We start from the raw sequence: 26,614 nt of genomic DNA on the forward strand, positions 1-26,614 counted from the left end.
ATCGGGACGCCCCGCGTCGGATCAGGGCAGCCGGGAGAACCACGCCATCGAGCCGCCGGCCGCCGCGAGGGCCAGCAGCAGCCCGATCCCGATGAACCGGGCGGAGATGTCCTGCTTCTCCGTGCGGTAGCCCACCGAGGTCCCGATGTCCTCGTACACGGCGCGCAGCTCGGCGCTGGTCCCCGCCTCGTGGTATCCGCCCTTGGTCTGTTCCGCGACCGCCCGCAGGGTCTGGCCGTCGACCGGTACCCGGATCGGCCGACCGCCCCGGGCGACGTACCCGGACGCGGTGCCGAACGAGATGGTGTGCACCGGCACGCCCACCTGCACCGCCTCGTCGGCCGCCGCCAGCGGATCCCGCCCGGAGGTGTTCGCGCCGTCGGAGAGCAGCACGATCCGGGCCGGCGGCGGGTTCTTGGCGGCCTGGGTGTCGAAGGTCTTGATCGCCTCCAGCGAGGTGCCGATCGCCTCGCCGATGGCGGTGCCCTGGACCCCGGTACTGCCCTCGGCGAGCCGCTTGATCCCGGCGTGCAGTACCGAGCGGTCGGTGCTCGGCGGCACCAGGACCGCCGCGCTGCCGGCGAAGGCGACCAATCCGACGTTGAACTCGTCGGGCAGCGTGTCGGCGAACTTGTGCGCCGCCGACTTCGCCGCCGCCAGCCGGTCCGGCTCCACGTCGGTGGCCAGCATCGAGGTCGAGACGTCCACCGCCACCATCACGGTGGCCCGCTCCCGGGGCACCCGGACCTCGGCCTCCGGCCGGGCGAAGCCGACGACCAGGAGCCCCAGCATGCCGAGGAACAACCCGGCCGGAACGTGCCTGCGCCAGGACGGCCGGTCCGGCGCGACCCGGTCCAGCAGCCGCAGGTTCGTGAACCGTACGGCGTACCGGCTGCGGCGCCGTTGCAGCACGAGGTACCAGATGGCGAGCCCCACCACGCCCAGCAGCAGCAACAGCCGCTCCGGAGACTGCCAGGTCATGCCGCGCCTCCCCGTACCGCCGTCCGTGGCGCCCGGGTCGCCCCGGCCAGTCGCCGTTGGGTGTGCACGTGCCGTACGACGTCAGCGGTCCAGTCCCGATCGGTGCGCAGTGACAGGTGTGCGGCACCGGTCCGGCGCAACGCCTGCCGTACCAGTTCACGCTGCTCGGCGGCGGCCACCGCGTACCGTTCCCGGAGCCCGCGGTCCCCGGTGGACACCTCCCGGCGCCGCCCGGTCTCCGGGTCGACCAGGGTGACCAGGCCGATGTCCGGTAACTCCAGCTCGCGCGGGTCGACCACCTCCACGGCGAGGACCTGGTGCCGGACGGCGAGCCGGCGGATCGCGCGTTCCCAGTCCGGCGTGCCGTCCTCGCCGTCGGGCAGGCCGTCGAGGAAGTCGGAGACGATGACCGCCAGTCCCCGTTTCGGGTTGGCCCGGTGCAGTGCCGTCACCGCCTCGGCGAGCGAGGGCGGAGTACCGCCGACGTCTCCCCGCGGTGCCGCGAGCAGCGCACCGAGCAGCCCCAGCAGGTGGGCTCGGCCGCTGCGGGCGGGATAGCGGCGCACCCCGCCCGCGTCCAGCAGGTGCGCGCCGAGCCGGTTGCCCACTCCGGCGGTGAGGAAGCCGACCGCGGCGACCGCCGCCACCGCCAGTTCGCGCTTCTCCAGCTCGGCGGTGCCGAAGTCCATGCTCGGGGTCGAGTCCACCAGCAGCCAGGTGGAGAGTTCCCGGTCGGCGTCCAGCTCCCGGACGTGCGGCAGCGTCGTACGTGCGGTGACCGCCCAGTCCATCCGGCGTACCTCGTCCTCGCCGGCCCGGTACTCGCGGGCGCCGGTGTACTCGCTGCCGGGACCCGGCAGCAGACCGAGGTGCTGGCCGTGCAGCAACCCGTCGAGCCGCCGGGTGACCAGCAGTTCCAGCCGGCGCAGCCGGTGCTCGGGCGCGAGCTGCCGCAGCGTCGGGTCACCTCGGCCCGGCTGACCGTCGACGCCCGGCTGCGGTTCGACGCGACTCACGCGACCGCCAGGCCCGGCCGGTGGTGCTCGCGGCTGGGTGCGATCCGGGGCGGCGGTACGGCCTCGACCAGCCGTTGCACCACCGACTCTGCCGGCACCCCGTCGGCGATGGCGTCGAAGGAGAGCACCAGCCGGTGCGCGATCACCTCGGACGCCAGTTCCCGTACGTCGTCGGGCAGCACGTAGTCCCGACCGCGTATCAGCGCCTGCGCCCGGGCGGCGGCGACCAGGCCGAGGGTGGCCCGGGGACTCGCCCCGTACGCGAGCAGTGGCGCCACCTCCGACACCCCGAACCGGGCGGGATCCCGGGTCGCCAGGATCAGCCGGACGACGTACTCGGCGAGCGCGTGGTGGACGAACACCCGCGACGCCCGGTCCTGGAGGTCCCGCAGGCGCTGCGCGTCGAGGACCGCGCGGGCGGTGGGACGGTCCGCGCTCATCCGGTAGAGGATGGCGAGTTCGTCCACATCGGTCGGATAGTCGACCAGCACCTTCATCAGGAACCGGTCCCGTTGCGCCTCCGGGAGCTGGTAGACGCCCTCGGACTCGATCGGGTTCTGGGTGGCGAGGACGAGGAACGGCTCCGGCACCGGATAGCTGCGCCCGCCGATCGAGACCTGCCGCTCGGCCATCGCCTCCAGCAGCGCGGACTGCACCTTGGCCGGCGCCCGGTTTATCTCGTCGGCCAGTACCAGGTTCGCCATCACCGGTCCCAGCTCCACGTCGAAGTTCTCAGTGGAGGCGCGGTAGATCCGGGTGCCGACGATGTCCGACGGCACCAGGTCCGGGGTGAACTGGATCCGGGAGAAGCTGCCGCCGACGGCGGTCGCCATGGTCTGCGCGGCGAGCGTCTTGGCCACTCCGGGTACGCCTTCGAGTAGGCAGTGCCCGTCGGCCAGCAGCGCGGTGAAGAGGCGTTCGACGAGCCGGTCCTGCCCGACGATGACGCGTTTGACCTCGAAGAGTGCCTGCTCCAGCTCCGGTCCGGCCGAAACGGTCTCGACCGGGCTGGGGCGGGTGGTCACGGTGTCTGACATGTCCGTCACGGTGCGGGCTTCCCGCCCTGACCAGCGGCAAACCCGACGGTCACCCGTGCATCATCACAAGTTCGGCAACTCCCGCACCTCGGGGTCCCTGGAATCCCTGCCGTACCAATAAAATCGACAGCACACAAAACCGTCACGGGGCGCCGGGGCGGCATGAAACTCCGGAGGCGCATGTGGTGCTGCGACGGTGGTTGACGGTACTGCTGGCAACAGCCTCGGTCGTCGCGTTCGCGGCTCCGGCGGTCGCGGCCCCCGATCCGGTGCCCGCGCCCAACTACGCGGGTTTCCGGCTCGTCAAGGCGATCCCCGGCGACCCCAGCACCCCGGAGATCACCCTGCCCGCCGGCTACGAACTCGTTCCCGGGGCCCAGCACCAGGTGGCCAGCCGCGCCGAGTACTACTCCTTCATCCGGGGCCCGCGCAGCGAGGCGGTGACGGTCACCGTCGACTGGCCCCGCACCTGGATCGGATCCGTGATCGCCACCGACACCCGGCTGGCGGTACGACGGCACGCCGGTGCGCCGTACCGGGTGAGCTTCGTCGTCCCGGTCACCTGGTCGACGGTGAACGCGAACCAGCCGACCGTCCAGGTCTGGAGCATGCTCAACGACTCCACGGCGAGCGGGGTGCACTGGCGGATCGAGCACAACGATCCGGACCGGGTGGCGGGGCCGTGGACCAGCGTGCCGTGGCCGGCGGTACAGGCCGCATCGGTGATCAACTACATGATCGCGACCGAGGCGGTGCTACAGGACTCGGGGCTGGCCGCCGAGGCACGCCGCAAGGGCCACTTCTTCTCGCTGATGGGCTTCGAGACGAACAACGTCCTGCATCCGGACAACCCGCCACACTGGCACCTGGCCTACTATCCCGGCCTCACCTACGGCGCGGCCGGGGCGCACGTGCCGCACTTCTGGGTCGACGCGCAGGGCAAGACCTTCTACAACGGGATGGACATCCAGGGCCAGGGCCGGAGCCGCTTCTACGCCGGGGATCCGGCGAAGATCCACGACCCGTCCGGCGCTCTGGTCGTCACCCTCACCATCCGGGCCGACGGCGGACTGGACGTCGACCCGCCGGCCGGGCCCCGCTACTCGATCACCGCGCCGGACGGCGACTTCTCGCACGGGGTCGACGTCTCCCGGGACGGCACGCCGTGGCGCTCGGTCGTCAGCCAGGACTACGTCAAGATCGGCGTCCTGGTCACCCAGGTGAAGGACCACCAGACGACCCAGCCGCACCGTACGACCGTCTACCGCTACGACGCGCTGACCGGAGTGCTCACCGACACCTGGCCGTCGGCCGGCTGACCCCGATCGGGTGGTTACCGGACACCGCCGCCGAGCCCGCACACGTTCGCCACGGGCTCTCCACACCGGATGGTTAGCGTGCCGGTATGAGCATTGATCTCGCCCCGGATCCGGCGTCCGAACCACCGGTCGGCGCCGGCCGTCGACGTCGGGTTCCGCTCACCGTGGTGTGCTGGCTGTTCGTCGCGCCGGGACTCGGCTGGGCGGCGATCCGACTCGGCGGGCTGGAACGGGGTCCGCTGGTGCAGTTGCTCGCCTTCACCCCGTACCTGGCGGCCTGGACGGTGGTACCGCTCGGGCTCGCCCTCGCCGTCCGGCGGTGGTGGGCAGCCGGCGCCGCCGCGCTTGCCGCCGTCATCCTGGTCGGCCTGGTCGCGCCCCGGGCCCTGTCCGACGAGCCGCCGGTCGCCGGGGGCCCGATCCTGCGGGTGCTGACCGCCAACCTGCTCGCCGGGGCCGCCGAGCCAACCGCCCTGGTCGAGCTGGTCCGGGCTCAGCGGGTCGATCTGCTGGCGATGCAGGAGTTCACCCCCGACGCGGAAGCGGCGCTTGATCAGTCCGGGTTGGCCGGCCTGCTGCCGTACCGGCAGGTCAATCCGGAGCCGGGGACGACCGGCTCGGCGCTGTACTCCCGGCTTCCGCTGCGGGACGTCGGCACCCGGCGCAACACGGGCGGCTTCTCCCAGGCGTACGGGACGGTGCAGCCGGACGCGGGGCCGGCGGTGCTGGTCGAGTCCGTGCACCCGATGGCGCCGGCCACGCTGTCCAGACTGCCGGCCTGGCACGACGACCTGCGGGCGCAGCCGTCCGCCACCCCACGGGGACCGCTGCGGATCCTGGCCGGGGACTTCAACGCCACGCTCGACCATGCCGCACTGCGCCGGCTGCTGGACACCGGCTACTCCGACGCCGCCGCCTCGGTCGGGGCCGGGCTGACCGGCACCTGGGGGCCGTACGACGGTGACCGGATCCCCCCGGTGACCATCGACCACGTCCTGGTGGACCGCCGGATCGCGGTTCGGCGGGTGGCGGTCTTCCCGTTGCCGGGCTCGGACCACCGCCCGGTGCTGGCGGAGGTCGCCCTGCCCTCGCCCTGAATCGGCACCTCTCCGTCGGTCCGGTACCGGTGCCGGCGGTACAGCGCTGGCCTCCGCGCCCGTTCGGGAGGGACGCGGAGGCCAGCGGCTATCCGTGGATCACTGAAGGTGTACGGCCAGGTGGAAGCTCCGGTTGGCCGGGTTACCGGACTGGTTCCAGGTCTGCACGAAGACCCCCTGCGCCAGGTTGGTCCGGCCGACCACCGAGATGAAGCCGGTCGGGGAGGTTCCGACGCTGCCGGTCAACCCGATCGTCCCCACGAACACGCCGGTGTTCACCGGCACGTTGAACACCACCTGGTACAGGCCGACGCCCAGCAGGGTCACCGAGACCGCCTGGTCGCCACGGACCAGGCCGCCGTTGGCGCTGACGACGGCGAGCAGTGTCGCGCTCGCCGCCTGCACACCCGAGCCGCCCTTGACCAGCGCGGCCTTCGCCAGGTCGATGTCGGCCTGGGTGACCGGTGGTTGCTGGACCACCCGGCCGTTGATCCGGACGGCGCCGGGGTCGTCGCGCTGTTCCGGCGCGGCGACGGCGATGCCGCCACCGACGAGGGTCAGCGCAAGCGCCCCGACGACGAGCAGGATCGATTTGCGCCCAAAGATTCTGGCCATGACGTCATCTCTTTCTTTCTACCCAGGATGGTGATGGTCTTACCGACGATGGAGATGGTCCTTACCTACGCCTTACTGCTCCGGATACGCCCGCGCACGACCCGACCCGCGATCGACAATGGATTGCCCGGCAATTTCCGAGTAGGGCGCATCCGGGACCGATAAATCGGGGAGCGACGGCTGTGTGCATCATTGCCGCAGATTCTGCGGCGTGGAGAACGCCCGACCGGCGCCGGCCGAACCCCGCCTTCATCGGCGGATACTACCTAGAGTGGCCACTCAACAACCATGAGCGAACATAGCATTCAGCAAACGCGCAGGTCAATAGCGGTATCGACCGATCGGTCTCCGACCCATTTACCGACAACCAGTCACCCCGACGCCGGCCGGTTCGTGAAATAAATACATACGCCGTTCGGATCTCACGTTTCCACTGCCGACCGCACCGGCGCGCCGGTACGGGGGGCGGCCAATTCCGAACGCCTTTCCGAAAGCGGGAATTCGAGCCGCCGGACACGGACGGCCCCGCTCACGGTTCATCCGTGAGCGGGGCCGTCGGAGCAGAAACCGTTCCGGTACGCCGGAGGTACTCAGACCTCGGCGGGAGTACGCGCGACGCCGTAGGTCAGGGCGTCGACCAGGGCGTGCCAGCTCGCCTCGACCACGTTCGGGTGTACACCCACCGTGGTCCAGTCCCGGCCACCGCTGTCGGTCGTCTCCACCAACACCCGGGTGATCGCGCCGGTACCGTGGCTGCCCTCCAGGATCCGCACCTTGTAGTCGGCCAGCTCGAAGCCGCGCAGTTCGGGGTAGTGCCGGAGCAGCCCGACCCGCAGCGCCTCGTCGAGGGCGTTGATCGGACCATTCCCCTCGGCGGTGGCGATCACCCGCTCACCCCGTACCCGGAGCTTGACCGTCGCCTCCGAGACCACCGCGCCGTCCTCCCGGTGCTCGACCAGCACCCGGTACGACTCCAGCGCGAACGGCCGGGCAGCGCCCATCCCCGGCAGCTCGCTGCGGACCAGCAATTCGAAGGACGCGTCGGCCGCCTCGAACGACCAGCCGCCCGCCTCCAGCTCCTTCACCCGCTTGGTTACCCGGCCGGCGGCGTCGGGATGGCCGGCCAGATCCAGCCCGAGCTCACGGCTCTTCAGCTCGATGCTGGCCCGGCCGGCCATCTCCGTCACCAGGATCCGCATGTCGTTGCCCACAACCGCCGGGTCGACGTGGTTGTAGAGCAGCGGATCCACCTTGATCGCACTCGCGTGCAGCCCCGCCTTGTGAGCGAAGGCAGCGGCCCCGACGTAGGCCTGGTGGGTGTCGGGGGCGATATTGGCGATCTCCGCGATGGCGTGCGAGACGCGCACCATCTGCGCCAGGCACCCGTCCGGTAGGACCGGTAGCCCGAGCTTGAGTTGCAGGTTCGCGACGACCGCGAACAGGTCGGCGTTGCCGGGCCGTTCGCCGTAGCCGTTGGCGGTGCCCTGGAAGTGCCGTACCCCGGCCTCGACGGCGGCGATCGTGTTCGCCACCGCGCAGCCGGTGTCGTTCTGGGTGTGGATGCCGAGCCGGGCCGGCGAGACGCCCAGCCGCTCGGTCAGCTCGCCGATCGCGCCGGTCACCTGGGACGGCAGCATGCCGCCGTTGGTGTCGCACATCACGACGACCTCGGCACCGGCCTCGAGCGCGGTCTCGACCACGGCCGAGGTGTACGCCGGTTCGTACCGGAAGCCGTCGAAGAAGTGCTCGCAGTCCAGGAAGACCCGGCGGCCCTCGGCGACGAGATGGGTCACGCTGTCCCGGACCATCGCCAGGTTCTCGGCCGCGGTGGTCCGCAGCGCCCGCTCGACGTGCCGGATGTCGGACTTCGCGACCAGGCACACCACCGGGGTCTCCGCGTCGAGCAGCGCCCGGACCTGCGGGTCGGCGGCCACGTCGAGGCCGGCCTTGCGGGTCGAGCCGAAGGCGACCAGGACGGCGTGCTTGAGGTCGAGCTCGGTCCGGGCCCGGCGGAAGAACTCGGTGTCCTTCGGCATCGCCCCCGGCCAGCCACCCTCGATGAATCCGACGCCGAACTCGTCGAGCAGCCGGGCCACCGCCAGTTTGTCGACGACCGAGTAGCTGATCCCCTCGCGCTGTGCCCCGTCGCGCAGCGTCGTGTCGAACACCTGGTACGTCATTTGATCTCCTTCGAGAGCTGCGCAGCCCCTGCTCCGATGTCTCCCGGCCCGACAAACAAAATGACCCCCCGCGAATGCGGGAGGTCTGCGCGCTCGGCCCGAGGTCGCCGGCGCGCTAGTTGCCAATAATGAGTGCGGAGCAGGTCACGGAACGTACTCTGCCACGCGGATCCCGGATCTGGGAAGGAAATCCACATCGCGGGAACCGCCCGGACGGCGGTCGTCCGCCGCGCCCCGGCCGACGGCAGCGCCAGGAGGCGGTGGACGAGGCCGTCCGGGACCCGCGAGACCGGTTGGTGTATGGATCGAGATCCCTGGGTAGGAGGGTCCGGGACAGCGGAGAAACGTCGAGACAGTCGAGAAGAGGAGTGATAGCCAGTGGACAGGCTCGATCCTCAGACGACCCCGCAGCAGCAGAGCCCGGATCCCCTGATCCATGGTGGCGGTGGCGCCTTCGCGGGTGGCACGCCCTCGGGCGAGTTCGACCCGTGGCGGTACCGCGACGACGCCGGAGTCACCGGAGCCGACCTGGTCGGCTACAAGGTGGAGGCGACCGACGGCGGCATTGGCAAGATCGACAGTGCCAGCCACGAGGTCAACGCCAGCTATCTGGTGGTGGACACCGGCCCGTGGATCTTCGGCAAGAAGGTCATGTTGCCGGCCGGGGTGGTGAACCACGTCGACCACGACGACCGGAAGGTGTACGTCGACCGGAGCAAGGAACAGATCAAGGACGCTCCGGAATTCGACGAGACCGGTCACGGGGATCCGAGCTACCGAGACAAGATCGGTGGCTACTACGGCGGGACGTACGGCTCGCCGGGCTGGACGGTTCCGCCGGGGCGCGCCCTGTAAGCGCGACCCGCGTGTCAGAAGGCCGGTGGGGCCGATGCCCCGCCGGCCTTCCGCAGGCCTGACCGACTTCCCTTCCCCATGCCTGACCGACCTCGCCGGGCCGCCGGACCGATCTTGCGAACGCACGCCGCCGGCCTGCGGCACGGAGTCGTTACTGTGGTCGCGTGGACGTGACTCCGATGACGACCAGTACGCCGGCCTTCGCCACTCTCTTCAACTTCCGGGACGTCGGCGGACGCCCCGGGCTTGACGGCAGGTTGGTCCAGCGGCAACGGCTGTACCGCTCGGACTCGCCACACCGGATCCACGGCGACGACCGCGAGGCGTTCGCCGCGCTCGGCATCCGCACCGTGATCGACCTGCGCCGCCCCTCCGAGGTACGCCGCGACGGCCGGGTGCCGGCCTACGACGGCCTGGCCTACCACCACATCCATCCGGAACACGCGTTCTGGGAGGAGTCGGCGTACTCCGAGGAACTGGGCATGGCCCGCTATCTCGCCGACCGGTACCACGACCTCGCCAGCACGGGGTCGGCCGGGCTGGTCGCGGCGATCGAGGTGATCGCCGACGTGCAGGCCGCCCCGGTACTGGTGCACTGCGTGGCCGGTAAGGACCGGACCGGAGTGGTCTGCGCGCTGACCCTGTCGGTGCTCGGGGTCGCCGACGAGGACATCGCCGAGGACTACGCCCGGACCATCGAGGGCTCGGCCCGGTTCAGCGAGTGGATCGCCAGCACACTGCCGGCCGCGACCCCGGTCTTCGCGCCCTTCCTGGGCTGCCCGGCCGAGGCGATGAGCCTCTTCCTCGGCGAGCTGCGGGGCCGGCACGGATCGGTGGAGCGGTACCTGCTCGACGCCGGCCTCGACCCCGCCCGGATCGACGCCCTCCGCGCCCACCTGCTGAGCTGAGCGGACCGGTCCGGGTCGACGCCGTGGGTGCGCGCCCTCCGACCCCACGGGCGGGGGCGCGATCCGGTGTGGCGGGGTCAGCGGATGTGGTGGATCCAGCCGTTGACGTCCTCGGCCCGCCCCCGCTGGAGGTCGACCAGAGTCTGCCGCAGGCCCATCGTGACCTCTCCCGGACGGCCGTCGGCGATGCTGAACTCCCCGTCGGGATGGCGCACGACGCCGATCGGCGTGATCACCGCGGCCGTGCCGCAGGCGAACACCTCGCGGAGCCGTCCACTGGCCACGTCGGCCTGCCACTCCTCGAACGCCACCGGCCGCTCGACCACGGTCCGCCCCGCCGCCCGGGCCAGGGTCATCACGGACTCCCGGGTGATGCCCGGCAGGATGGTGCCGCCCAGCGGCGGGGTGACCAGCGAGCCGTCGTCGTAGACGTAGAAGATGTTCATCCCGCCCAGTTCGTCGACGTACCTACGCTCCACGGCGTCCAGGAAGACCACCTGCTCACAGCCGTGCTCCATCGCCTCGGCCTGGGCGGCCAGCGAGGCGGCGTAATTGCCGCCGCACTTGGCCTCGCCGGTGCCGCCCGGTGCCGCCCGGGTGTACGTCGGAGAGACCCAGACGTTCACCGGCTGCACGCCCCGGGGGAAGTACGAGCCGACCGGCGAGCCGATCAGCACGTAGAGGTACTCGTTGGACGGGCGCACCCCGAGGAAGACCTCGTTGGCGAACATGAACGGCCGGAGGTAGAGGCTGCCCTCCTCGGAGGTCGGCAGCCAGGCCCGATCGATCTCGATCAGGTGGCGCAGCGAGTCGAGGAAGACCTGTTGCGGCAGGGGCGGCATCGCCATCCGGCGGGCCGAGTCCGCGAACCGGGCGGCGTTCGCGTCCGGCCGGAACATCGTCACCGAGCCGTCGACGGCGCGGTACGCCTTCAACCCCTCGAAGATCTCCTGGGCGTAGTGGAGCACGGCACTGGCCGGGTCCATCGGGATCGGCGCCCGGGCCTCCACCCGGGCGTCGTACCAGCCCTTGCCCTCGGCGTACCGGACGATGACCATGTGGTCGGTGAAGACCCGACCGAATCCCGGGTTCGCCATCAGCGCATCGCGCTCGGCGGGGGCTACCGGCTGAGGATTCGGACGGATCTCGAAGTCGAGCTTGTCACCACCGCTCATCGCGCTGACCTCCATGCGGGGAACCGGCACCCAGGCATGGGTGGGCCGGGAAAGTAAGACTCGTGACTGAAACTTACCCGAACGGTCGTTCAACCTCGACCCTCCGGTCGACCGGAGAACTCACCACCCGCACCTTCGTGCAGATCCGGCAACGGCACGGACCTCTGGTGGGCGGGCGGGGAGCGTCTGGTGGAGCTACCGGGTCAGGACGCCACGTGGGCGGCGAGCCGGTCGCCGATCTCGGCGGTACGCCGCGGCGTGCCCGAGGTACGGGCGGCCAGTTCGGCGGCGACCGCCTCGGTTACTCGGCGGGCGGCGTCGGGGTGGCCCAGGTGGTCCAGGAGCAGCGCGGTGGAGAGGACGGCGGCGGCGGGGTCCGCCACCCCCTGGCCGGCGATGTCCGGCGCCGAGCCGTGCACCGGCTCGAACATCGACGGGTACGCCCGTTCCGGGTTGATGCTGCCACTCGCCGCCAGGCCGATTCCACCGGTGACGGCGGCGGCGATGTCGGTCAGGATGTCGCCGAAGAGGTTGTCGGTGACCACCACGTCGTAGCGCTGCGGCTGGGTGACCAGGAACATCGCGGCGGCGTCGACGTGCTGGTACTCGGTCTCGATGTCGGGGTGCTCGGCGGCGACCGTGGCGAAGGCACGGGCCCAGAGCGAGCCGGCGTGGGTCAGCACGTTGGTCTTGTGGACCAGGGTCACCTTGCGGCGTTCCCGGCGACCGGCGCGGGCGAACGCGTCGCGGATCACCCGCTCGACGCCGTGCCGGGTGTTCAGGCTCTCCTCGGTGGCCACCTCGGCGGGGGTGTCCCGGTGCAGGACGCCTCCGGCGCCGGCGTACAGGCCCTCGGTGCCCTCCCGGACGACGACCAGGTCGATCTCGTTCGGCTTCACGCTGGCCAGCGGGCCCGTCGTGCCGGGCCAGAGGCGAGACGGCCGGAGGTTCACGTACTGGTCGAACTCGAACCGCAGCTTGAGCAGCAGGCCGCGTTCCAGCACGCCCGGCGGAACGGTGGGGTCGCCGACCGCGCCGAGCAGGATGGCGTCGTAACCGGCCAGCTCCGCGAGCACGGAGTCCGGGAGCACCTCACCGGTGCGGTGGTATCGTGCCGCGCCGAGGTCGTACTCGGTGGCCTCGATGCCCGGCAGGACGGTGTCGAGCACCTTTCGGGCCTGCGCGACCACCTCCGGCCCGATGCCGTCACCAGCCACCACCGCGATCCGCGCCACCGCCACGTCCAGCTCCCTTGCCTTCGTCGTGTCTAAGGAACGTTAAGGGACCGTCCCGGCTCCCGGTACGCTCCTCCCAAAATCTGGGAACCCAACTGCACAGGACCTTCTCAGGGAGCATTCATGGTGTAGCCATGTTCGCTGCTTATCGTGAGCGGCAATGGCCCGAGGAGGGCGAGGAGCAAGATGCGGATCCAGGGGGCGGACATGCGGATCCAGGGGGCGAACATGCGGATCCCGGGGGGTGGCCGGGGCCGGGGCCAGCATCGCCGAGGTCTGTCTCCGGCGCCCGCCGTGGGCCGGGGACGGCCCGACCTGCGGCTGGGTGCCGGTAGGCGGAACGTTCGACCGGGTGCGGCGCTCGCCGACAGGGTGGTCGCGCGACACACGGTGCAGACGTCCATCGCCGAATACACCCTGGTACTGAACGGGGTCGGCGAGGTCGGCTGGCGGGGGGTCGGCGACGCGCTGCGGGACGCGGTCGCCGAACTGCGGGCCATCGACCTCACCTACAGCCCGGCCCGACCGGCCAGCCTCGTCTCCCGGCTGCGCCGTGCCGAGATCTCGGCCGAGGCGTACCCGCCGCTGGCCGACATCGTCGCGCGCTGCGCCGCGATGCGGGCGGCCACGGACGGCTGGTTCGACGCCTGGGCGGTGCCCGGCGGCTTCGACCCGGGCGGACTGCTGGTCGGCTGGGCGGTGGAGCGGGCCGCCGCACGGCTGCGGGCCGCCGGGATCGAGGACTACGCCGTGGTCAGCGGTGCCGACCTGACGGTACGCGGCCACGCCCCGCACGGCGGGCCGTGGCGGATCGCGGTACACCATCCGACCGAGAACGACCGCCCGCCCATGATGCTGGAGATGACGTCGGGCGCGATCGGCACCTCCGGGGTCGCCGGACGGCGCGACCACGTGGTGGACCCGCACACCGGCGAGCCGGCCAACCGGCTGGTCGCGGCGACGGTCACCGGACCCGACCTGGCGGTCGCCGACGGCTACGCGACCGCCCTGTTCGCCGCCGGTCGGGCAGGCCTGGACTGGTTCCCCACGAAGGACGGCTACCGGGCACTCTTCGCCACCGCACGCCGACCTGCCTGATCAGCCGGGTCCTCCCTCGACCCCAGCCACGTCGTGGCTTGACCAGTCGCGTCCTGTCCTTTTGATCAGCCGAGTGCCGTGACGATGACGTCGAGGCCGGCCCTCGCCCACCCGCCCGGACGCGATCGGCCCCCGCGATCTCGGCAACGGTCGCGGGGGCCGATCAGCGACGAGTGCGCGTGGCTCGCGCACACGGGGGTGCTGGCTACCCGGCCGGCGCGACGCCTCATCACCCGAAGACGAGTCCACGCCTAGGAACTCGCCGGGTATCCGCGTCAATACGCTATCGACCCGACGTGAGTCCCCGCAAGAGTTGCCCTTCCGCGTGTCGGCCGGTATACGGCGAACGCCCACGCTTCGGGATGGCACCCTGTACCTCCGTGAGTTTCGATCTGATCGTATGGGCCCTCGGGCACGGCGCCTCGCCGATCGACGTACGGGCGGCCCACGACCGGTGCCGCCAGGGACACCACGTCAACGGCGCCCTGGAGCCACGGATCTCGTCCTTCTACCGGGCAGTCACCGCCCGATACCCCGACCAACCGGGTCGGGGTACGCCGTGGGCGGTGATCCCGCTGCACGTCGCGGCGGACCACGTCGAGATGAACCTCGACGAGTCCTGTGCGGACGAGGTGCTGCTCGACATCGAACGGCTGGCCGGCGTGCACGGCCTGCTGCTGCTGGATCCACAGGACGGTTCCGTCTACCCGCCACCGACCACTGTGACCGGCTGACGACGGACGGGGCGGCCTGCCTGCGGCTCGCCCCGTCCGGGATATCAGAGAGACTCTCCCGTCACGCCTCTTCGTCGCGCAGGTCGGCGGCGCTCGCCGCCACCGCACCGATCGACTCGGCCGCCGAGTTGAGCAGGTCCGCCGCGATCGCCGAGTCGACGGTCAGGGTCATCAGCGCCTCGCCACCGGCGGACCGCCGGGCCACCTGCATCGCCGCGATGTTGACACCCTGCTCGCCGAGGATCGAGCCGACGGTGCCGACCACGCCCGGCCGGTCGGCGTAGCGGAAGAACAGCAGGATCCCGTCCGCGCCGAGCTCCAGGTCGAACCCGTCCACTTCGGTCAGCTTGATCACGTCCCGGGTGCTGGTGTGCACGGTGGTACCGGAGACCGAGACGGTCCGGCCGTCCGGCAGGGCGCCCCGCACGGTGACCAGGTTCGGGTGGTCGACGGTCTCCGCGTGGGTGGTCAGCGCCACCGTCACGCCCCGGTCGGCGGCCAGCAGCGGGGCGTTGACGTAGCTCACCTGCTCCTCGACCACGGAGGTGAACAGACCCTTCGTGGCGGCCAGCTTCAGCACCGAGACGTCGTTGGCGACGATCTCGCCGCGTACCTCGATGGTCACGCTGGCGGCGACCCCGCCGGCGACCGCGGTGAAGACCTTGCCCAGCTTCTCGGCCAGCGGAAGCAGCGGCCGGACGTCCTCGGCGACCACGCCGCCGGCCTGCACGTTGACCGCGTCCGGCACGAACTCGCCCTGCAACGCGAGCTTGACGCTCCGGGCGACGGCCAAGCCGGCCTTGTCCTGGGCCTCGGCGGTCGAGGCGCCCAGGTGCGGCGTCGCCACCACGTTGTCGAAGGCGAACAGCGGGGACGCCGTGCAGGGCTCCTTGGAGTACACGTCGATGCCCGCACCGCCGACCCGTCCCTCGGCGATCGCGTCGGCCAGGGCCTGCTCGTCGATCAGCCCGCCGCGCGCCGCGTTGACGATCCGTACGCCCGGCTTGACCAGCGTCAGTTCCTTCTCGCCGATCAGCCCGACCGTCTCCGGGGTCTTCGGCAGGTGGATGGAGATGAAGTCACTCTCCCGGAGCAGCTCCTCCAGGCCGACCAGCCGTACCCCGAGCTGCGCCGCCCGGGCCGGCTGGACGTAGGGGTCGTACGCGATCAGCCGGGTGCCGAAGGCCGCGATCCGCTGGGCGAAGAGCACGCCGATCCGGCCGAGGCCGACCACGCCGACCGTCTTGCCCTGGATCTCGACTCCGGTGTACCTGGACCGCTTCCACTCCCCCGCCTTCAGCGCCGCGCTGGCGCTGGCGGTGTTCCGGGCCACCGCGAGCAGCAGCGCGAGGGCCTGCTCGGCGGCCGAGACGATGTTGGAGGTCGGTGCGTTGACCACCATCACGCCCCGGGCGGTGGCGGCCGGCACCTCGACGTTGTCCAGCCCGACCCCCGCTCGGGCGATCACCTTGAGCCGCGGCGCCGCGGCGATGGCCTCGGCGTCGACCTGGGTGGCGCTGCGCACGATGACCGCGTCGGCCTCGGAGAGCGCGCTGAGCAGGGCCGGGCGGTCGGTGCCGTCGACGTGGCGTACGTCGAAATCGTGCGCGAGCACGTCGATGGCGGCGGGAGCGAGCTCTTCAGCGATCAGTACGACGGGAGTCATTGGTCCTCGTATATGTCGGCCGGGCGAGGTCTGCGGCCACGTGGGCGCCGCTCTGCGTCCCGCGCTCCGCCAAACGGGTGAGTCCCTACGGTGCGGACGCACCTATCTGCGATCGTAGGCGTCGTGCTGCGCACGGTGGCCCACAGCCCCGCGTGAGTGCCCTCACAAGCCCGTCCGACAGCTGCCGGACGGGCCCGCGCGCCCCGACCTGGCCGGTGGAAACGCGCGCTCCGTTCGCGCACCGACGTGGCCGGACTCACCCCCGGTACGGCTCAGGCCGAGGTGACCACTTCCGGTGCGGACAGCCCGGGCAGGACCTGGCGTGGCCGCAACTGGGTCACCCGCGCCGCGGCGCCGATCTGCCGGAAGGTCCCCGCCTCGGTCTCCAGCACGTCCTGCAGCAGGTCCAGGTCGAGCGAGCCGACCGGCGGATAGATCCGCTCCCGGGGCGGCTCCTCCCCCGGCGCGAGCGCCCCCTGGGCGACCATGAAATCGAGGATCGCCTGCCGGACCGGCGGAAGCGAGACCGGCGAGTGGTAGAGCACGTTGAGGGCCTGCATCCGCATGCCCTGGACGTGGTCCTCGCCCTTGTTGTCGTGGAAGTGCGGGTTCCGGGTCTCGATCTGCAATACCGGCACCGAACTCGCCATCACCTCGGGATGCGCACTCTCGAGCACCCCGCCGAACTGCTCGAACAGTTCCACGAACTCGAACGGCTCCACGGCGAACCCGCCGGCCAGCCGCATCCGCAGCCCCAGGTCCAGGCTGAGCGCGTGTTCGCCGGCATTGCCGGTGGCGATCACCTCGGTACCGAAGCCGGAATACTCGGCGACCAGTCGGTTCAGGAACTCGTTGGTGATCTCGGAACTCCGGCCACGGCGGCTGAAGAAGAGTCGGCCGTCCCGCAGCTTCGGTTTCGAGTGCCAGGAGATCCGGACCATCGCGTACGGGTTGGCCGCGAGGTGCAGGCCGGCGGCGTAGACCTTGACGTACTCGTGCACGGCGCCCGGTACGTAATTGTCCGCGTCGATGTATCCGACGTACCGCCGGCCGGTCAGCGCGGCGACCGCCATGCCGATCAGCATCGCCTCGCCCTTACCGGCCCGGACGAGTCCCTCGTCGTCGATCAACTCCGGCATGCCGGCCGCCTTGAACGCCGCGGCCACCCCCGGATCCCGCTGGTGCAGCACGATCGCCGGCCGTTCGGCCGCCCGGCAGTACTGCTCCAGCGTCTGCACCTCGATCTCGTAGCGATCCACGGGATGTCGGGCGCTGTTCGAGACGAGCACGATCAAACAATCATGAGGAATCCCCGAGAGCACGCCTTCGATTACTCTGCGTGTCTCGTTCATGCAGGGAATGACGATGACCATTTGCCGCTCGATCGCGCGCATCGCCTCGTGGGAGACGATGCCTTCGCCGGTTGTCCCCGTGGCATCTCCCGAGTCCAGCTGTATGACCCGCTGAAGTTCGTGGATGCGAACGGCGCCGAAACGCTCGGTGCGGTGCGTTTGCTCCAGACGCATGCGGCGACAGTACCCGAGCGGACGCATTAACCGCCCGTAACTGCCAACCATTTCCTGATGCCAACAGTTCAGGTACCGATTGGACGCCGAATGGCAATGATCCGGTAACGGCCCAGGTCAAGATCCGGTAACCGGGCGGGTTACCCGCTACCGTCCGCGGCGCCCCGGTGTCGGCTCGGTCACCGACCCCGGGGCCGCCGTCGCGACCAGGAAGATCAGGCCGTCTCGGTGATCGGCCGGTCGACCCAGCTCATCATTCCGCGCAGCTTCTTGCCGGTCTCCTCGATCGGGTGCGCCGCACCCTCGGCCCGCCACTTGGTGAAGTTGGGACGGCCGGCGTCGTCCTCGCCGATCCACTCCCGGGCGAACTCGCCGGACTGGATCTCAGAGAGGATCTTGCGCATCTCGTCCTTGACCCGGGCGTCGACCACCCTCGGGCCCCGCGAGTAGTCACCGTACTCGGCGGTGTCGGAGACGCTGTAGCGCATCCGGGCGATGCCGCCCTCGTACATCAGGTCGACGATGAGCTTCAGCTCGTGCAGGCACTCGAAGTACGCGATCTCCGGGGCGTAACCGGCCTCGGTCAGCACCTCGAACCCGGTCTGCACCAGTGCCGACGCGCCGCCGCAGAGCACCGCCTGCTCGCCGAACAGGTCGGTCTCGGTCTCCTCCTTGAAGGTGGTCCGGATCGCTCCGGCCCGGGTCCCACCGATCGCCTTGGTGTACGCCAGGGCGAGCGGGAAGGCCGTGCCGGTGGCGTCCTGCTCCACCGCGACCAGGCAGGGCACGCCCTTGCCGTCGACGTACTGCCGGCGGACCAGGTGACCCGGTCCCTTCGGCGCGACCATCGCCACGTCTACGTCGGCCGGCGGCGTGATGAAGCCGTACCGGATGTTGAGGCCGTGGCCGAACAGCAGCGCCTTGCCGGCGGTCAGATTCGGCGCGATGGCCTCGGCGTAGAGCGACCGCTGCGCGGTGTCCGGCGCCAACACCATGATCACGTCGGCCTCGGCCGACGCCTCGGCCGGGCTGAGCACCCGCAGGCCCTGCTCCTGGGCCTTGGCCCGGCTCTTCGACCCCTCCGGAAGACCGATCACCACGTCGACGCCCGAGTCGCGCAGCGACAGCGCGTGGGCGTGGCCCTGGCTGCCGTACCCGAGCACCGCGACCTTCTTGCTCTGGATGAGCCCCAGGTCGGCGTCGTCGTCGTAGAACACCTCAGCGGTCATGACTTTCCTCTCCTGCGGCGGCCCGAGGCGGGCCCGCCGTTGTCATTCGTTACGCGGGACCCGCCCTGTTCAGGCGGCCCGCAGCGTCGAGCCGGTGGTGATCGAGCGGGAGCCCCGCCCGATGGCCACCAGGCCCGACTGCACCATTTCCTTGATTCCGAACGATTCGAGATCGCGCAGTAGCGCTTCCAGCTTGTCAGCGGTACCGGTCGCCTCGATCGTGAGGGTGTCCGGCGCGACGTCGACGACCCTGGCCCGGAACAGGTTCACCGTCTCCAGCACCTGGGCCCGCTGCGCCCGGTCGGCCCGGACCTTGACCAGCACCAGTTCGCGGGCCACCGAGACGCCCGGGTCCAGCTCGACGATCTTCAGTACGTTGACCAGCTTGTTGAGCTGCTTGGTGACCTGCTCCAGCGGTGAGGAGTCGGCGTTGACCACGATGGTGATCCGGGAGACCTCGGGGTTCTCGGTCTCGCCGACCGCCAACGAGTTGATATTGAAACCACGGCGGGAGAACAGCCCGCCGACCCGGGCCAGGACACCGGGCTTGTTCTCCACCAGCACCGAAAGCGTGTGCTTGCTCATGTCTACGGCCTCACAGGTCGTCGTCGTCGAAGGCCGGGCGGACTCCCCGGGCGAACATGATCTCGTCGTTGCTGGTGCCGGCGGCCACCATCGGCCACACCATGGCGTCCTTGCCGACCACGAAGTCGACCACCACCGGCGCGTCGTTGATCGCCATCGCGGCCTCGATGGTCTTGTCCACGTCGGCCGCGGTCTCGCAGCGCAGCCCGATACAGCCCAGCGCCTCGGCGAGCTTCACGAAGTCGGGGATCCGGTGCTTGTGGGTGCCCAGATCCGTGTTCGAGTAGCGCTCGCCGTAGAACAGCGTCTGCCACTGCCGGACCATGCCCAGGTTCCCGTTGTTGATCACCGCGATCTTGACCGGGATGCCCTCCAACGCGCAGGTGGCCAACTCCTGGTTGGTCATCTGGAAGCAGCCGTCACCGTCGACCGCCCAGACCGTGGTGTCGGGCCTGCCGACCTTCGCACCCATCGCCGCCGGCACGGCATAGCCCATCGTGCCGAGCCCACCGGAGTTCAGCCAGGTGTACGGCTTCTCGTACGAGATGAACTGGGAGGCCCACATCTGGTGCTGGCCGACCCCGGCGACGTACACGGCGTCCGGCCCGACGATCTCGCCCAGCCGCTTGATCACGTACTGCGGGGCGAGGGTGCCGTCGGTCGGCTCGTCGTAGCCGAGCGGATAGCGGTCCCGCAGGTCGTCGAGCTGCGACCACCACTCGGTCCGGTCGATCGCGTCACCGGACTGGCCCGCCGCGGTGGCCCGGACCGCCTCGATCAGCTCGTCGATCACGTACCGGGCGTCGCCGACGATCGGCACGTCGGCGGCGCGGTTCTTACCGATCTCCGCCGGGTCGATGTCGGCGTGCACGATCGCCGCGCCCGGGGCGAACGAGTCCAGCTTGCCGGTCACCCGGTCGTCGAACCGGGCTCCGAGGGCGACGATCAGATCCGCCTTCTGCAGGCCGTAGACGGCGGCCACGCTGCCGTGCATGCCGGGCATGCCCAGGTGCTGGGGGTGCGAGTCCGGGAAGGCGCCCCGGGCCATCAGGGTGGTGACCACCGGGATGCCGGTCAGCTCCGCCAGCTTGCGCAGACCCTCGGTGGCACCGGCCTTGAGCACTCCGCCGCCGACATAGAGCACCGGCCGTCGGGCCGTGGTCATCAGCCGGGCCGCCTCCCGGATCTGCTTACCGTGCGGATGCAGGGTCGGCCGGTAGCCGGGCAGGTCGAGGGTGGGTGGCCAACTGAAGGTGGTCGACGCCTGGAGGACGTCCTTGGGGATGTCGACCAGCACCGGGCCGGGCCGACCGGTCGACGCCAGGTGGAACGCCTCGGCCAGGATCTGCGGGATCTCCTCCGGCGTCTGGACCAGGAAGTTGTGCTTGGTGATCGGCAGCGTGATGCCCTGGATGTCCGCCTCCTGGAAGGCGTCCGTGCCGATCGCCGGCCGGGCCACCTGACCGGTGATCGCCACCATCGGCACCGAGTCCATGTACGCGTCGGCGATCGGCGTGACCAGGTTGGTGGCTCCCGGCCCGGAGGTGGCGATGCAGACCCCGACCCGGCCGGTCGCCTGGGCGTACCCCGTCGCGGCGTGCCCGGCGCCCTGCTCGTGGCGGACCAGGATGTGCCGCACCGACGAGTCGTAGAGCGGGTCGTACGCCGGCAGGATCGCCCCGCCCGGGATGCCGAACGCGACCTCGACCCCGAGCGCCTCCAACGACTTGACCAGTGAGCCGGCGCCGGAGACCTGAACCGGCGCTACCACCTGACCGCTCGCGGCGGCGGCACGGGCCGATGCCTCACCGAGCGGGCCGGACGCCTCGCCCGACGCCGAGGCGCCCGGCCGGAGTCGACGGGGGTACTGGTCGGGGGAGGGGTCGTTGACACCCTCGGCAGCAGCGGGCCGGTGCCGGCGTGCGCTGTTGGCCAGGGTCTCTGGTGTGGGTCTCGTCATGGCTATTCAGGCCTTCGGCTCGGAGCAGTGTTCTTTTCCAGGTATGGGGGCGGTGCGGGTGGGGCCTCGCCTCGGCGGGCAACTCACCTCCGGCGTGACCGGATCCGCACGAGCCGGCAGGTCCGGTACGCCAACGGAGGTGGCCCGCCCTGCCAACGAAGTACGTGGCCAATAAAAACGGCCCACGTGCTGATGCACGGGGCCTGCGCACTCTCGAGGTCGAGAGTGCGCTCAGATAAGTACTCGGAAGGACCTGGTCGGCGACATGCGGCTAAGCCTGACGCATCTCATGCGATGAGTCAACTGATCCCGCATTCTGGACAGGGTCCGCGCCGGGCCGGGGCTTCTTCCGGTTCCCGGACGGGCGGTTGTCGGACGTCGCCCCGGCCTCGTTGGGGCGACTGTCCGCCACCTGGGTACCGGACGGGCGCGCATCGCCCGGGGTCCGCGGTGCCGGCGGGCGGGGCCGCGGCGTGGTCGGGCGGCCCGGCGGCGCGGACCGGGCCTCGGGTGGGCTGGCGGCCTCCAGCATCGCCTCCAGATGCTCGGCCGGCACCCCCCAGCCGAAGAGCTGCCCCTGCCCGAACCGGCACCCGGCCTCGACCACGGCCGCGAGTTCGGTGGGGTTGGTCACGCCCTCGGCGATCACCTCCAGCCCGAGTTGATGGCCGAGCCGCATCACCACGTCGACCATCGGCGCGAAGGCCCGGCCGCCCGGCCCCGGCTGCCGGATCGGCTCCGGCTCGGCGACCAGGCTGTGGTCGATCTTGAGGATGTCGATCGGCAACCGGCGGAGCTGCCCCAGGGAGGAATACCCGGCACCGAAGTCGTCCAGGGCGATCCGCACCCCGGTCAGCCGCAGCGCCCGGAGCCGCCGGATCAGCTCGTCCAGGTCGGTCGCCACCGCGTGTTCGGTGACCTCCAGCACCAGCCGCTGCGGTGGCACCCGGTGCGCCCGCAGCGCCTCGGCGACCTGGACGACGTACTCGGGGGCGTGCAGTTCCCGGGGGGACACGTTGACCGAGACCCAGACGTCGTGGCCGTCGGCGAGCCAGATGGAGAGCTGGTGACAGGCCCGGTGCAGCACCCAGGCACCGAGCTTGGCGATCATCCCGCACTCCTCGGCGAGCGGGATGAACTCGTCCGGGCCGACGTTGCCCAGCTCCGGATGGTGCCAGCGGAGCAGCGCCTCCGCGCCGACCGGCCGGACCGAGGGGACCGCCACCACCGGCTGGAACGCCAGGTGCAGCTCGTCGCGCTCGATCGCCCCGCGCAGTTCGTGCTCCAGCGTGGTACGCCGACGCAGCAGGCGGTCGTAGGCCACGTCGTACCGTTCGACGCGGTTCTTGCCCCGCTGCTTGGCGTAGCGCAGGGCCAGGTCGGCGTTGCGGAGCAACGTCTCCACGTCCGCCGCGTCGGTGTGCTCGGCTTCGCCGATGCCGACCGACTCGGCGACCCCGATGCTCACCGACAGGAAGACCGCACCGGCCTCGTGCTGGTACGCCGATCCGACGACGCCGAGCAGCCGTTCGGCGACCCGCTGCGCCTCCGCCGGACGGGCCCGCATCAGCACCGCGAACTCGTCGCCGCCGAGCCGGGCGGCCAGGTCACCGGGGCGGAGGTTGGTCCGCAGCCGCCGGCCCACCTCGATCAGCACCGCGTCGCCGACGTCGTGCCCCCGCATGTCGTTGACGTTCTTGAAGCCGTCGAGGTCCAGCCCGAGCAGCACCCAGGGCGTCTCCGAGGCCGTCTCCTGGTGCACGGCCCGTAGCAGCCCCCGGCGGTTGGCCAGCCCGGTCAGCGGATCGGTGTGGGCCAGTTCCCGGAAGTGCGCCTCCCGCTCGGCGAGCCGGCTGGCGTAGCCGCGCACGTCGTTCAACGCCAGGTACTGCCGGGCCACCAGGCCGAATCCCTCGACGATGCCGGCCACCACGGCGAAGATCGTGAAGGTGCCGCCGATCACGAGGTGGTAGACGGCGGAGACGGCCATCGCCATCATCGGCAGGAAGGCGTGCGCCGTGCCGCGTCGGATGACGTCCGCGTCCGGCCCGTCCGTCGCCTCCGTCACCTGGCTGGCCCGGGCGACCATCAGCAGACCGCAGGGCAGCAGCACCGCGCCGACCAGCGCCACGGTCGGGCCCGCCTGGCACACTCCGGCGGCGATGGCCAGCCCGCACCCGGTCACCAGCGTCACCCCGCCACCGACCAGCAGCAGGCCGTGTCGCGGCGACCGCGAACGCGCCCCGACGATGAAGGTGAGCCCGGTCGCCAACGCCGTCGTGACGGTGGCCACCAGGATCGCCAGGCAACCGGCGGGGGCGAGTTCGCCGAGCAGCCGGGTCGGTTCGGCGAGCAGCACCCAGCCGACGAACCACAGCGCCGCCCCGATCACCAGCCCGTCCAGCACGAGCCGGAGCGCCGCGGCGCCGGTCTCGGCGGCACCGGGCAACCGGAGCAGACCGGCGCAGAGCAGCACTCCGCTCACCGCCGTGCCGACCGCGACGAGGGTCGCCAGTCCGGTCCGCTGGGCCTGCTGATGACTCCAGTGCTCGGCCATCGTGAGGATGGTGACCAGGCCGACGCCGGCGCTGACGGCCGCCAGCGCGCCACCAGCGGCCAGCAGCCAGAGTCCGACCCGGCGGGCACCGGTGTGGCGCCGGGCGGAGAACGCCAGCAGGACCGGCCCGCAGAAGGACGCGAGGCCGGTCGCCACCGCGAGGGCCGGTACGCCGGAGGCGAGTTGCACACATTCACTCTGCCGGATCGATCGCATTCCATGGGGGCGCGCGGACCTGATCCGCGATCTGGGGCACAGACCCCCCATTCGGGCATCACGGTGACGATCGGGGCGTTCGGTCGGCGACCCCCGGCGCCACCGGCGTCCCGCTTGCTGGACCGCCCGGACCGGCACAGCGGCGGAACGGCCGGCGTAGTGCCACACTTGTCGAATGCCTGACCTGCGGTCAAAGACCTCCACACATGGCCGGACGATGGCCGGCGCCCGCGCGCTGTGGCGGGCCACCGGGATGACCGACGACGACTTCGGCAAGCCGATCGTCGCCATCGCGAACAGCTTCACGCAGTTCGTGCCCGGTCACGTACACCTCAAGGATCTCGGCGGCCTGGTCGCCGACTCGATCGCCGAGGCCGGCGGCGTCGGCCGGGAGTTCAACACGATCGCGGTGGACGACGGCATCGCGATGGGCCACGGCGGGATGCTCTACTCCCTGCCGAGCCGGGAACTCATCGCCGACGCCGTGGAGTACATGGTCAACGCGCACTGCGCCGACGCCCTCGTCTGCATCTCCAACTGCGACAAGATCACGCCGGGCATGCTGCTCGCCGCGCTGCGACTGAACATCCCCACGGTCTTCGTCTCCGGTGGCCCGATGGAGGCCGGCAAGACGGTGGCGATCGAGGGCATCGTGCACGACAAGATCGACCTGATCGACGCGATGATCGCCTCGTCGAACGACGCGGTCACCGACGAGCAGCTCGGTGAGATCGAGCGCTCCGCCTGCCCGACCTGCGGCTCCTGCTCCGGCATGTTCACCGCCAACTCGATGAACTGCCTGACCGAGGCGATCGGCCTCGCACTGCCCGGCAACGGCTCGGTGCTGGCCACCCACGCCGCCCGTAAGGCGCTCTTCGAGCGGGCCGGCAAGGTGGTCGTCGACATCGCCAAGCGGTGGTACGACGGTGACGACGCCTCGGTGCTGCCCCGCGCGATCGCCTCCCGGGCCGCGTTCGAGAACGCGGTCGCCCTGGACGTGGCGATGGGCGGGTCCACCAACACCGTGCTGCACCTGCTGGCCGCCGCCCGGGAGGCCGACCTGGACTTCGGGGTCGCCGAGATCGACGAGATCTCCCGCCGGGTGCCCTGCCTGGCCAAGGTCGCCCCGAACTCCCCCAAGTACCACATGGAGGACGTGCACCGGGCCGGCGGCATCCCGGCCATCCTCGGTGAACTGGACCGGGCCGGCCTGCTGCGCCGGGACGTGCACTCGGTGCACTCGCCCGACCTGGACGGATGGCTGGCCGACTGGGACATCCGCAGCGGCACGCCGACGCCGGAGGCGGTCGAGCTGTTCCATGCCGCTCCCGGTGGCGTCCGCACCACCGAGCCCTTCTCCACCAGCAACCGCTGGTCCAAACTGGACACCGATCCGGTCGACGGCTGCATCCGGGACAAGGCGAACGCGTACACCGTCGATGGCGGGTTGGCCATCCTGCACGGCAACCTCGCTCCGGACGGTGCCGTGGTCAAGACGGCCGGGGTGCCGGCCGACCGCCTCACCTTCCGCGGCCCGGCCAAGGTCTACGAGTCGCAGGAGGCGGCCGTCGACGCGATCCTCGGCAAGCAGATCGTCGCCGGAGACGTCGTGGTGATCCGGTACGAGGGCCCGAAGGGCGGGCCGGGAATGCAGGAGATGCTCTACCCCACCTCGTTCCTCAAGGGACGCGGCCTCGGCCGGGAGTGCGCCCTCATCACCGACGGCCGGTTCTCCGGCGGCACCTCCGGACTCTCCATCGGACACGTCTCCCCCGAGGCGGCCGGCGGCGGACTCATCGCGCTGGTCGAGACCGGCGACGAGATCGTCATCGACATCCCCAACCGCAGCATGGAACTGGCGGTGGCCCCGGAAGTCCTGGAAGCCCGCCGCATCGCCCAGGAGAAGCGCGACCGCCCCTACACCCCACTCGACCGCCAGCGCCCCGTCTCCGCCGCTCTCCGGGCGTACGCCTCGATGGCCACCTCGGCCAGCGACGGCGCCTACCGCCGCGTCCCCGACTGAGGTGTAAGGAAGGGCCCCTTCTTATCGTTTTCTGTAGAAAGAGGGGCCCTTCTTAACGCCTATGGATTGGTCTCCAAAAGTCGGTCACGGACCGACGAGGGCAGCACGCCGCCTTCGGGATGACGGACCAGCTTTCCCCGGGTGACCAGGTCGTGGACGCCCTGTCGGGTGATCCCGAGCATCGCACCGGCCACCGCGTACGACACCGATCCGGCGGTGGGATGACCGACCCGCCGGACGACGGTCTGGCCCAGCGGGCTCCGCCACCAGTCGACCGGGGGCTCGAACGGGCCGTCTGCGGGATAGAGCGTCGAGGCGATCCGCATCGCCGTGCCGAGCGCTTCCCGGTCGTCGCCGTTCACCAGCCGGTACGCCCAGTTCTCGGCCCGGACCCGGACGATCGTCCGCAGCGCGTCGATCGCGTCGTGCCCGTCCAGCAGGATCTCCAGCGGATCGAGCAGCCGGATGTCGATCGCTCGGATGAGCTGCTCTACCAGCTCGTCACCAGTGGGCGGCACGGCCTCTCCTCGTTACTCGACGACTGCCGGCGGCTACTTGACAGCTATCGTCAAGTAGCCGCCGGTGGCTGTCAACTGCGCACG

At 70.9% G+C, this 26,614-nt stretch carries 21 protein-coding genes; 7 read left to right on the forward strand and 14 right to left on the reverse strand.

The window, feature by feature from the left end; genetic code table 11:
• Window positions 1–21 precede the first annotated feature (21 nt).
• The 3 genes from ACFP2T_RS14935 to ACFP2T_RS14945 are packed head-to-tail and all read right to left on the reverse strand — an operon-like array spanning window position 22 to window position 3,043.
• On the reverse strand, window positions 22–981 hold the full coding sequence (locus tag ACFP2T_RS14935; RefSeq protein ID WP_377421784.1) for a VWA domain-containing protein: 960 nt from the start codon (window positions 979–981) through the stop codon (window positions 22–24).
• Entirely contained in the window at window positions 978–1,997 is a 1,020-nt protein-coding gene (locus tag ACFP2T_RS14940; protein WP_377421786.1) for a DUF58 domain-containing protein, read from the reverse strand. Before ACFP2T_RS14940 ends, ACFP2T_RS14935 begins: the two co-directional genes overlap by 4 nt.
• The gene (locus ACFP2T_RS14945; protein ID WP_377421788.1) at window positions 1,994–3,043 is read right to left on the reverse strand and encodes an AAA family ATPase; all 1,050 of its coding nucleotides are present in this window, start codon (window positions 3,041–3,043) and stop codon (window positions 1,994–1,996) included. The genes ACFP2T_RS14940 and ACFP2T_RS14945 overlap by 4 nt, the downstream gene beginning before the upstream one ends.
• A gap of 173 nt (window positions 3,044–3,216) precedes the next feature.
• Here ACFP2T_RS14945 and ACFP2T_RS14950 point away from each other — a divergent pair, with 173 nt between their 5' ends.
• Both ACFP2T_RS14950 and ACFP2T_RS14955 read left to right on the forward strand, forming a co-directional pair.
• A complete protein-coding gene (locus ACFP2T_RS14950) occupies window positions 3,217–4,353 on the forward strand; it encodes a hypothetical protein (protein WP_377421789.1) in 1,137 nt (378 codons plus the stop codon).
• A gap of 86 nt (window positions 4,354–4,439) precedes the next feature.
• Complete coding sequence (locus tag ACFP2T_RS14955; protein ID WP_377421791.1) at window positions 4,440–5,450, forward strand: endonuclease/exonuclease/phosphatase family protein; 1,011 nt, start codon at window positions 4,440–4,442, stop codon at window positions 5,448–5,450.
• 99 nt (window positions 5,451–5,549) lie between these two features.
• On the opposite strand, the gene ACFP2T_RS14960 is transcribed toward ACFP2T_RS14955, so the two are convergent.
• Complete coding sequence (locus ACFP2T_RS14960; RefSeq protein WP_377421793.1) at window positions 5,550–6,065, reverse strand: hypothetical protein; 516 nt, start codon at window positions 6,063–6,065, stop codon at window positions 5,550–5,552.
• A gap of 590 nt (window positions 6,066–6,655) precedes the next feature.
• Complete coding sequence (gene cimA, locus ACFP2T_RS14965) at window positions 6,656–8,245, reverse strand: citramalate synthase (protein ID WP_377421795.1); 1,590 nt, start codon at window positions 8,243–8,245, stop codon at window positions 6,656–6,658.
• 378 nt (window positions 8,246–8,623) lie between these two features.
• On the opposite strand from cimA, the gene ACFP2T_RS14970 reads away from it, so the two are divergent.
• Together ACFP2T_RS14970 and ACFP2T_RS14975 are read left to right on the forward strand one after the other, a co-directional pair.
• Complete coding sequence (locus ACFP2T_RS14970) at window positions 8,624–9,100, forward strand: PRC-barrel domain-containing protein (protein ID WP_377421797.1); 477 nt, start codon at window positions 8,624–8,626, stop codon at window positions 9,098–9,100.
• A gap of 179 nt (window positions 9,101–9,279) precedes the next feature.
• The gene (locus ACFP2T_RS14975) at window positions 9,280–10,008 is read left to right on the forward strand and encodes a tyrosine-protein phosphatase (protein ID WP_377422837.1); all 729 of its coding nucleotides are present in this window, start codon (window positions 9,280–9,282) and stop codon (window positions 10,006–10,008) included.
• 77 nt (window positions 10,009–10,085) lie between these two features.
• Here ACFP2T_RS14975 and ACFP2T_RS14980 read toward each other — a convergent pair whose 3' ends face one another.
• Both ACFP2T_RS14980 and ACFP2T_RS14985 read right to left on the reverse strand, forming a co-directional pair.
• Complete coding sequence (locus ACFP2T_RS14980; RefSeq protein ID WP_377422840.1) at window positions 10,086–11,183, reverse strand: branched-chain amino acid aminotransferase; 1,098 nt, start codon at window positions 11,181–11,183, stop codon at window positions 10,086–10,088.
• 203 nt (window positions 11,184–11,386) lie between these two features.
• Window positions 11,387–12,418: a 3-isopropylmalate dehydrogenase gene (locus ACFP2T_RS14985; RefSeq protein WP_377422842.1), complete on the reverse strand. Its 1,032-nt coding sequence runs from the start codon at window positions 12,416–12,418 to the stop codon at window positions 11,387–11,389.
• 228 nt (window positions 12,419–12,646) lie between these two features.
• Here ACFP2T_RS14985 and ACFP2T_RS14990 point away from each other — a divergent pair, with 228 nt between their 5' ends.
• Both ACFP2T_RS14990 and ACFP2T_RS14995 read left to right on the forward strand, forming a co-directional pair.
• Window positions 12,647–13,516 (forward strand): FAD:protein FMN transferase, encoded by an 870-nt coding sequence (locus ACFP2T_RS14990; protein WP_377422845.1) that lies wholly within the window; start codon window positions 12,647–12,649, stop codon window positions 13,514–13,516.
• Between the two features lie 380 nt (window positions 13,517–13,896).
• Window positions 13,897–14,250 carry a hypothetical protein gene (locus ACFP2T_RS14995; RefSeq protein WP_377421799.1) on the forward strand — a complete coding sequence of 118 codons (354 nt, stop codon included), beginning with the start codon at window positions 13,897–13,899 and terminating at the stop codon, window positions 14,248–14,250.
• A 61-nt stretch (window positions 14,251–14,311) separates the two neighbouring features.
• Here the strand turns inward: ACFP2T_RS14995 and serA are convergent, their stop codons facing one another.
• The 6 genes from serA to ACFP2T_RS15025 all read right to left on the reverse strand — a co-directional run bounded on the left by serA (window position 14,312) and on the right by ACFP2T_RS15025 (window position 23,989).
• Window positions 14,312–15,916 (reverse strand): phosphoglycerate dehydrogenase, encoded by a 1,605-nt coding sequence (gene serA, locus ACFP2T_RS15000; protein WP_377421801.1) that lies wholly within the window; start codon window positions 15,914–15,916, stop codon window positions 14,312–14,314.
• Window positions 15,917–16,188: 272 nt separating this feature from the next.
• Entirely contained in the window at window positions 16,189–17,493 is a 1,305-nt protein-coding gene (mpgS, locus tag ACFP2T_RS15005) for a mannosyl-3-phosphoglycerate synthase (RefSeq protein WP_377421803.1), read from the reverse strand.
• Window positions 17,494–17,657: 164 nt separating this feature from the next.
• Complete coding sequence (gene ilvC, locus ACFP2T_RS15010; protein ID WP_377421805.1) at window positions 17,658–18,671, reverse strand: ketol-acid reductoisomerase; 1,014 nt, start codon at window positions 18,669–18,671, stop codon at window positions 17,658–17,660.
• Between the two features lie 69 nt (window positions 18,672–18,740).
• Window positions 18,741–19,256, reverse strand: a complete 516-nt coding sequence (ilvN, locus tag ACFP2T_RS15015) for an acetolactate synthase small subunit (protein ID WP_377421807.1) — start codon at window positions 19,254–19,256, stop codon at window positions 18,741–18,743.
• Between the two features lie 10 nt (window positions 19,257–19,266).
• On the reverse strand, window positions 19,267–21,216 hold the full coding sequence (locus ACFP2T_RS15020; RefSeq protein ID WP_377421809.1) for an acetolactate synthase large subunit: 1,950 nt from the start codon (window positions 21,214–21,216) through the stop codon (window positions 19,267–19,269).
• A 271-nt stretch (window positions 21,217–21,487) separates the two neighbouring features.
• On the reverse strand, window positions 21,488–23,989 hold the full coding sequence (locus ACFP2T_RS15025) for a putative bifunctional diguanylate cyclase/phosphodiesterase (RefSeq protein WP_377421811.1): 2,502 nt from the start codon (window positions 23,987–23,989) through the stop codon (window positions 21,488–21,490).
• 175 nt (window positions 23,990–24,164) lie between these two features.
• Between ACFP2T_RS15025 and ilvD the strand changes: the two genes are divergently transcribed.
• The gene (gene ilvD / locus ACFP2T_RS15030) at window positions 24,165–26,012 is read left to right on the forward strand and encodes a dihydroxy-acid dehydratase (protein WP_377421813.1); all 1,848 of its coding nucleotides are present in this window, start codon (window positions 24,165–24,167) and stop codon (window positions 26,010–26,012) included.
• 59 nt (window positions 26,013–26,071) lie between these two features.
• On the opposite strand, the gene ACFP2T_RS15035 is transcribed toward ilvD, so the two are convergent.
• Window positions 26,072–26,530, reverse strand: a complete 459-nt coding sequence (locus ACFP2T_RS15035) for a hypothetical protein (RefSeq protein WP_377421815.1) — start codon at window positions 26,528–26,530, stop codon at window positions 26,072–26,074.
• Window positions 26,531–26,614 lie beyond the last annotated feature (84 nt).

Origin of the sequence: Plantactinospora solaniradicis (genome assembly GCF_042658085.1) — a bacterium.
Lineage (GTDB): Bacteria > Actinomycetota > Actinomycetes > Mycobacteriales > Micromonosporaceae > Plantactinospora > Plantactinospora solaniradicis.

Excerpts from the sequence above, each read along its gene's own strand:
- ACFP2T_RS14955 (WP_377421791.1), top strand. The coding sequence starts at position 4,440 with ATGAGCATTGATCTCGCCCCGGATCCGGCGTCCGAACCACCGGTCGGC.
- ilvC (WP_377421805.1), bottom strand. The coding sequence starts at position 18,671 with ATGACCGCTGAGGTGTTCTACGACGACGACGCCGACCTGGGGCTCATC.
- ACFP2T_RS14990 (WP_377422845.1), top strand. The coding sequence starts at position 12,647 with ATGCGGATCCCGGGGGGTGGCCGGGGCCGGGGCCAGCATCGCCGAGGT.
- mpgS (WP_377421803.1), bottom strand. The coding sequence starts at position 17,493 with ATGGTTGGCAGTTACGGGCGGTTAATGCGTCCGCTCGGGTACTGTCGC.
- cimA (WP_377421795.1), bottom strand. The coding sequence starts at position 8,245 with ATGACGTACCAGGTGTTCGACACGACGCTGCGCGACGGGGCACAGCGC.
- ACFP2T_RS14960 (WP_377421793.1), bottom strand. The coding sequence starts at position 6,065 with ATGGCCAGAATCTTTGGGCGCAAATCGATCCTGCTCGTCGTCGGGGCG.
- ACFP2T_RS14975 (WP_377422837.1), top strand. The coding sequence starts at position 9,280 with ATGACGACCAGTACGCCGGCCTTCGCCACTCTCTTCAACTTCCGGGAC.
- serA (WP_377421801.1), bottom strand. The coding sequence starts at position 15,916 with ATGACTCCCGTCGTACTGATCGCTGAAGAGCTCGCTCCCGCCGCCATC.
- ACFP2T_RS14980 (WP_377422840.1), bottom strand. The coding sequence starts at position 11,183 with ATGAGCGGTGGTGACAAGCTCGACTTCGAGATCCGTCCGAATCCTCAG.
- ACFP2T_RS15020 (WP_377421809.1), bottom strand. The coding sequence starts at position 21,216 with ATGACGAGACCCACACCAGAGACCCTGGCCAACAGCGCACGCCGGCAC.
- ACFP2T_RS15025 (WP_377421811.1), bottom strand. The coding sequence starts at position 23,989 with ATGCGATCGATCCGGCAGAGTGAATGTGTGCAACTCGCCTCCGGCGTA.
- ACFP2T_RS14935 (WP_377421784.1), bottom strand. The coding sequence starts at position 981 with ATGACCTGGCAGTCTCCGGAGCGGCTGTTGCTGCTGCTGGGCGTGGTG.
- ilvD (WP_377421813.1), top strand. The coding sequence starts at position 24,165 with ATGCCTGACCTGCGGTCAAAGACCTCCACACATGGCCGGACGATGGCC.
- ilvN (WP_377421807.1), bottom strand. The coding sequence starts at position 19,256 with ATGAGCAAGCACACGCTTTCGGTGCTGGTGGAGAACAAGCCCGGTGTC.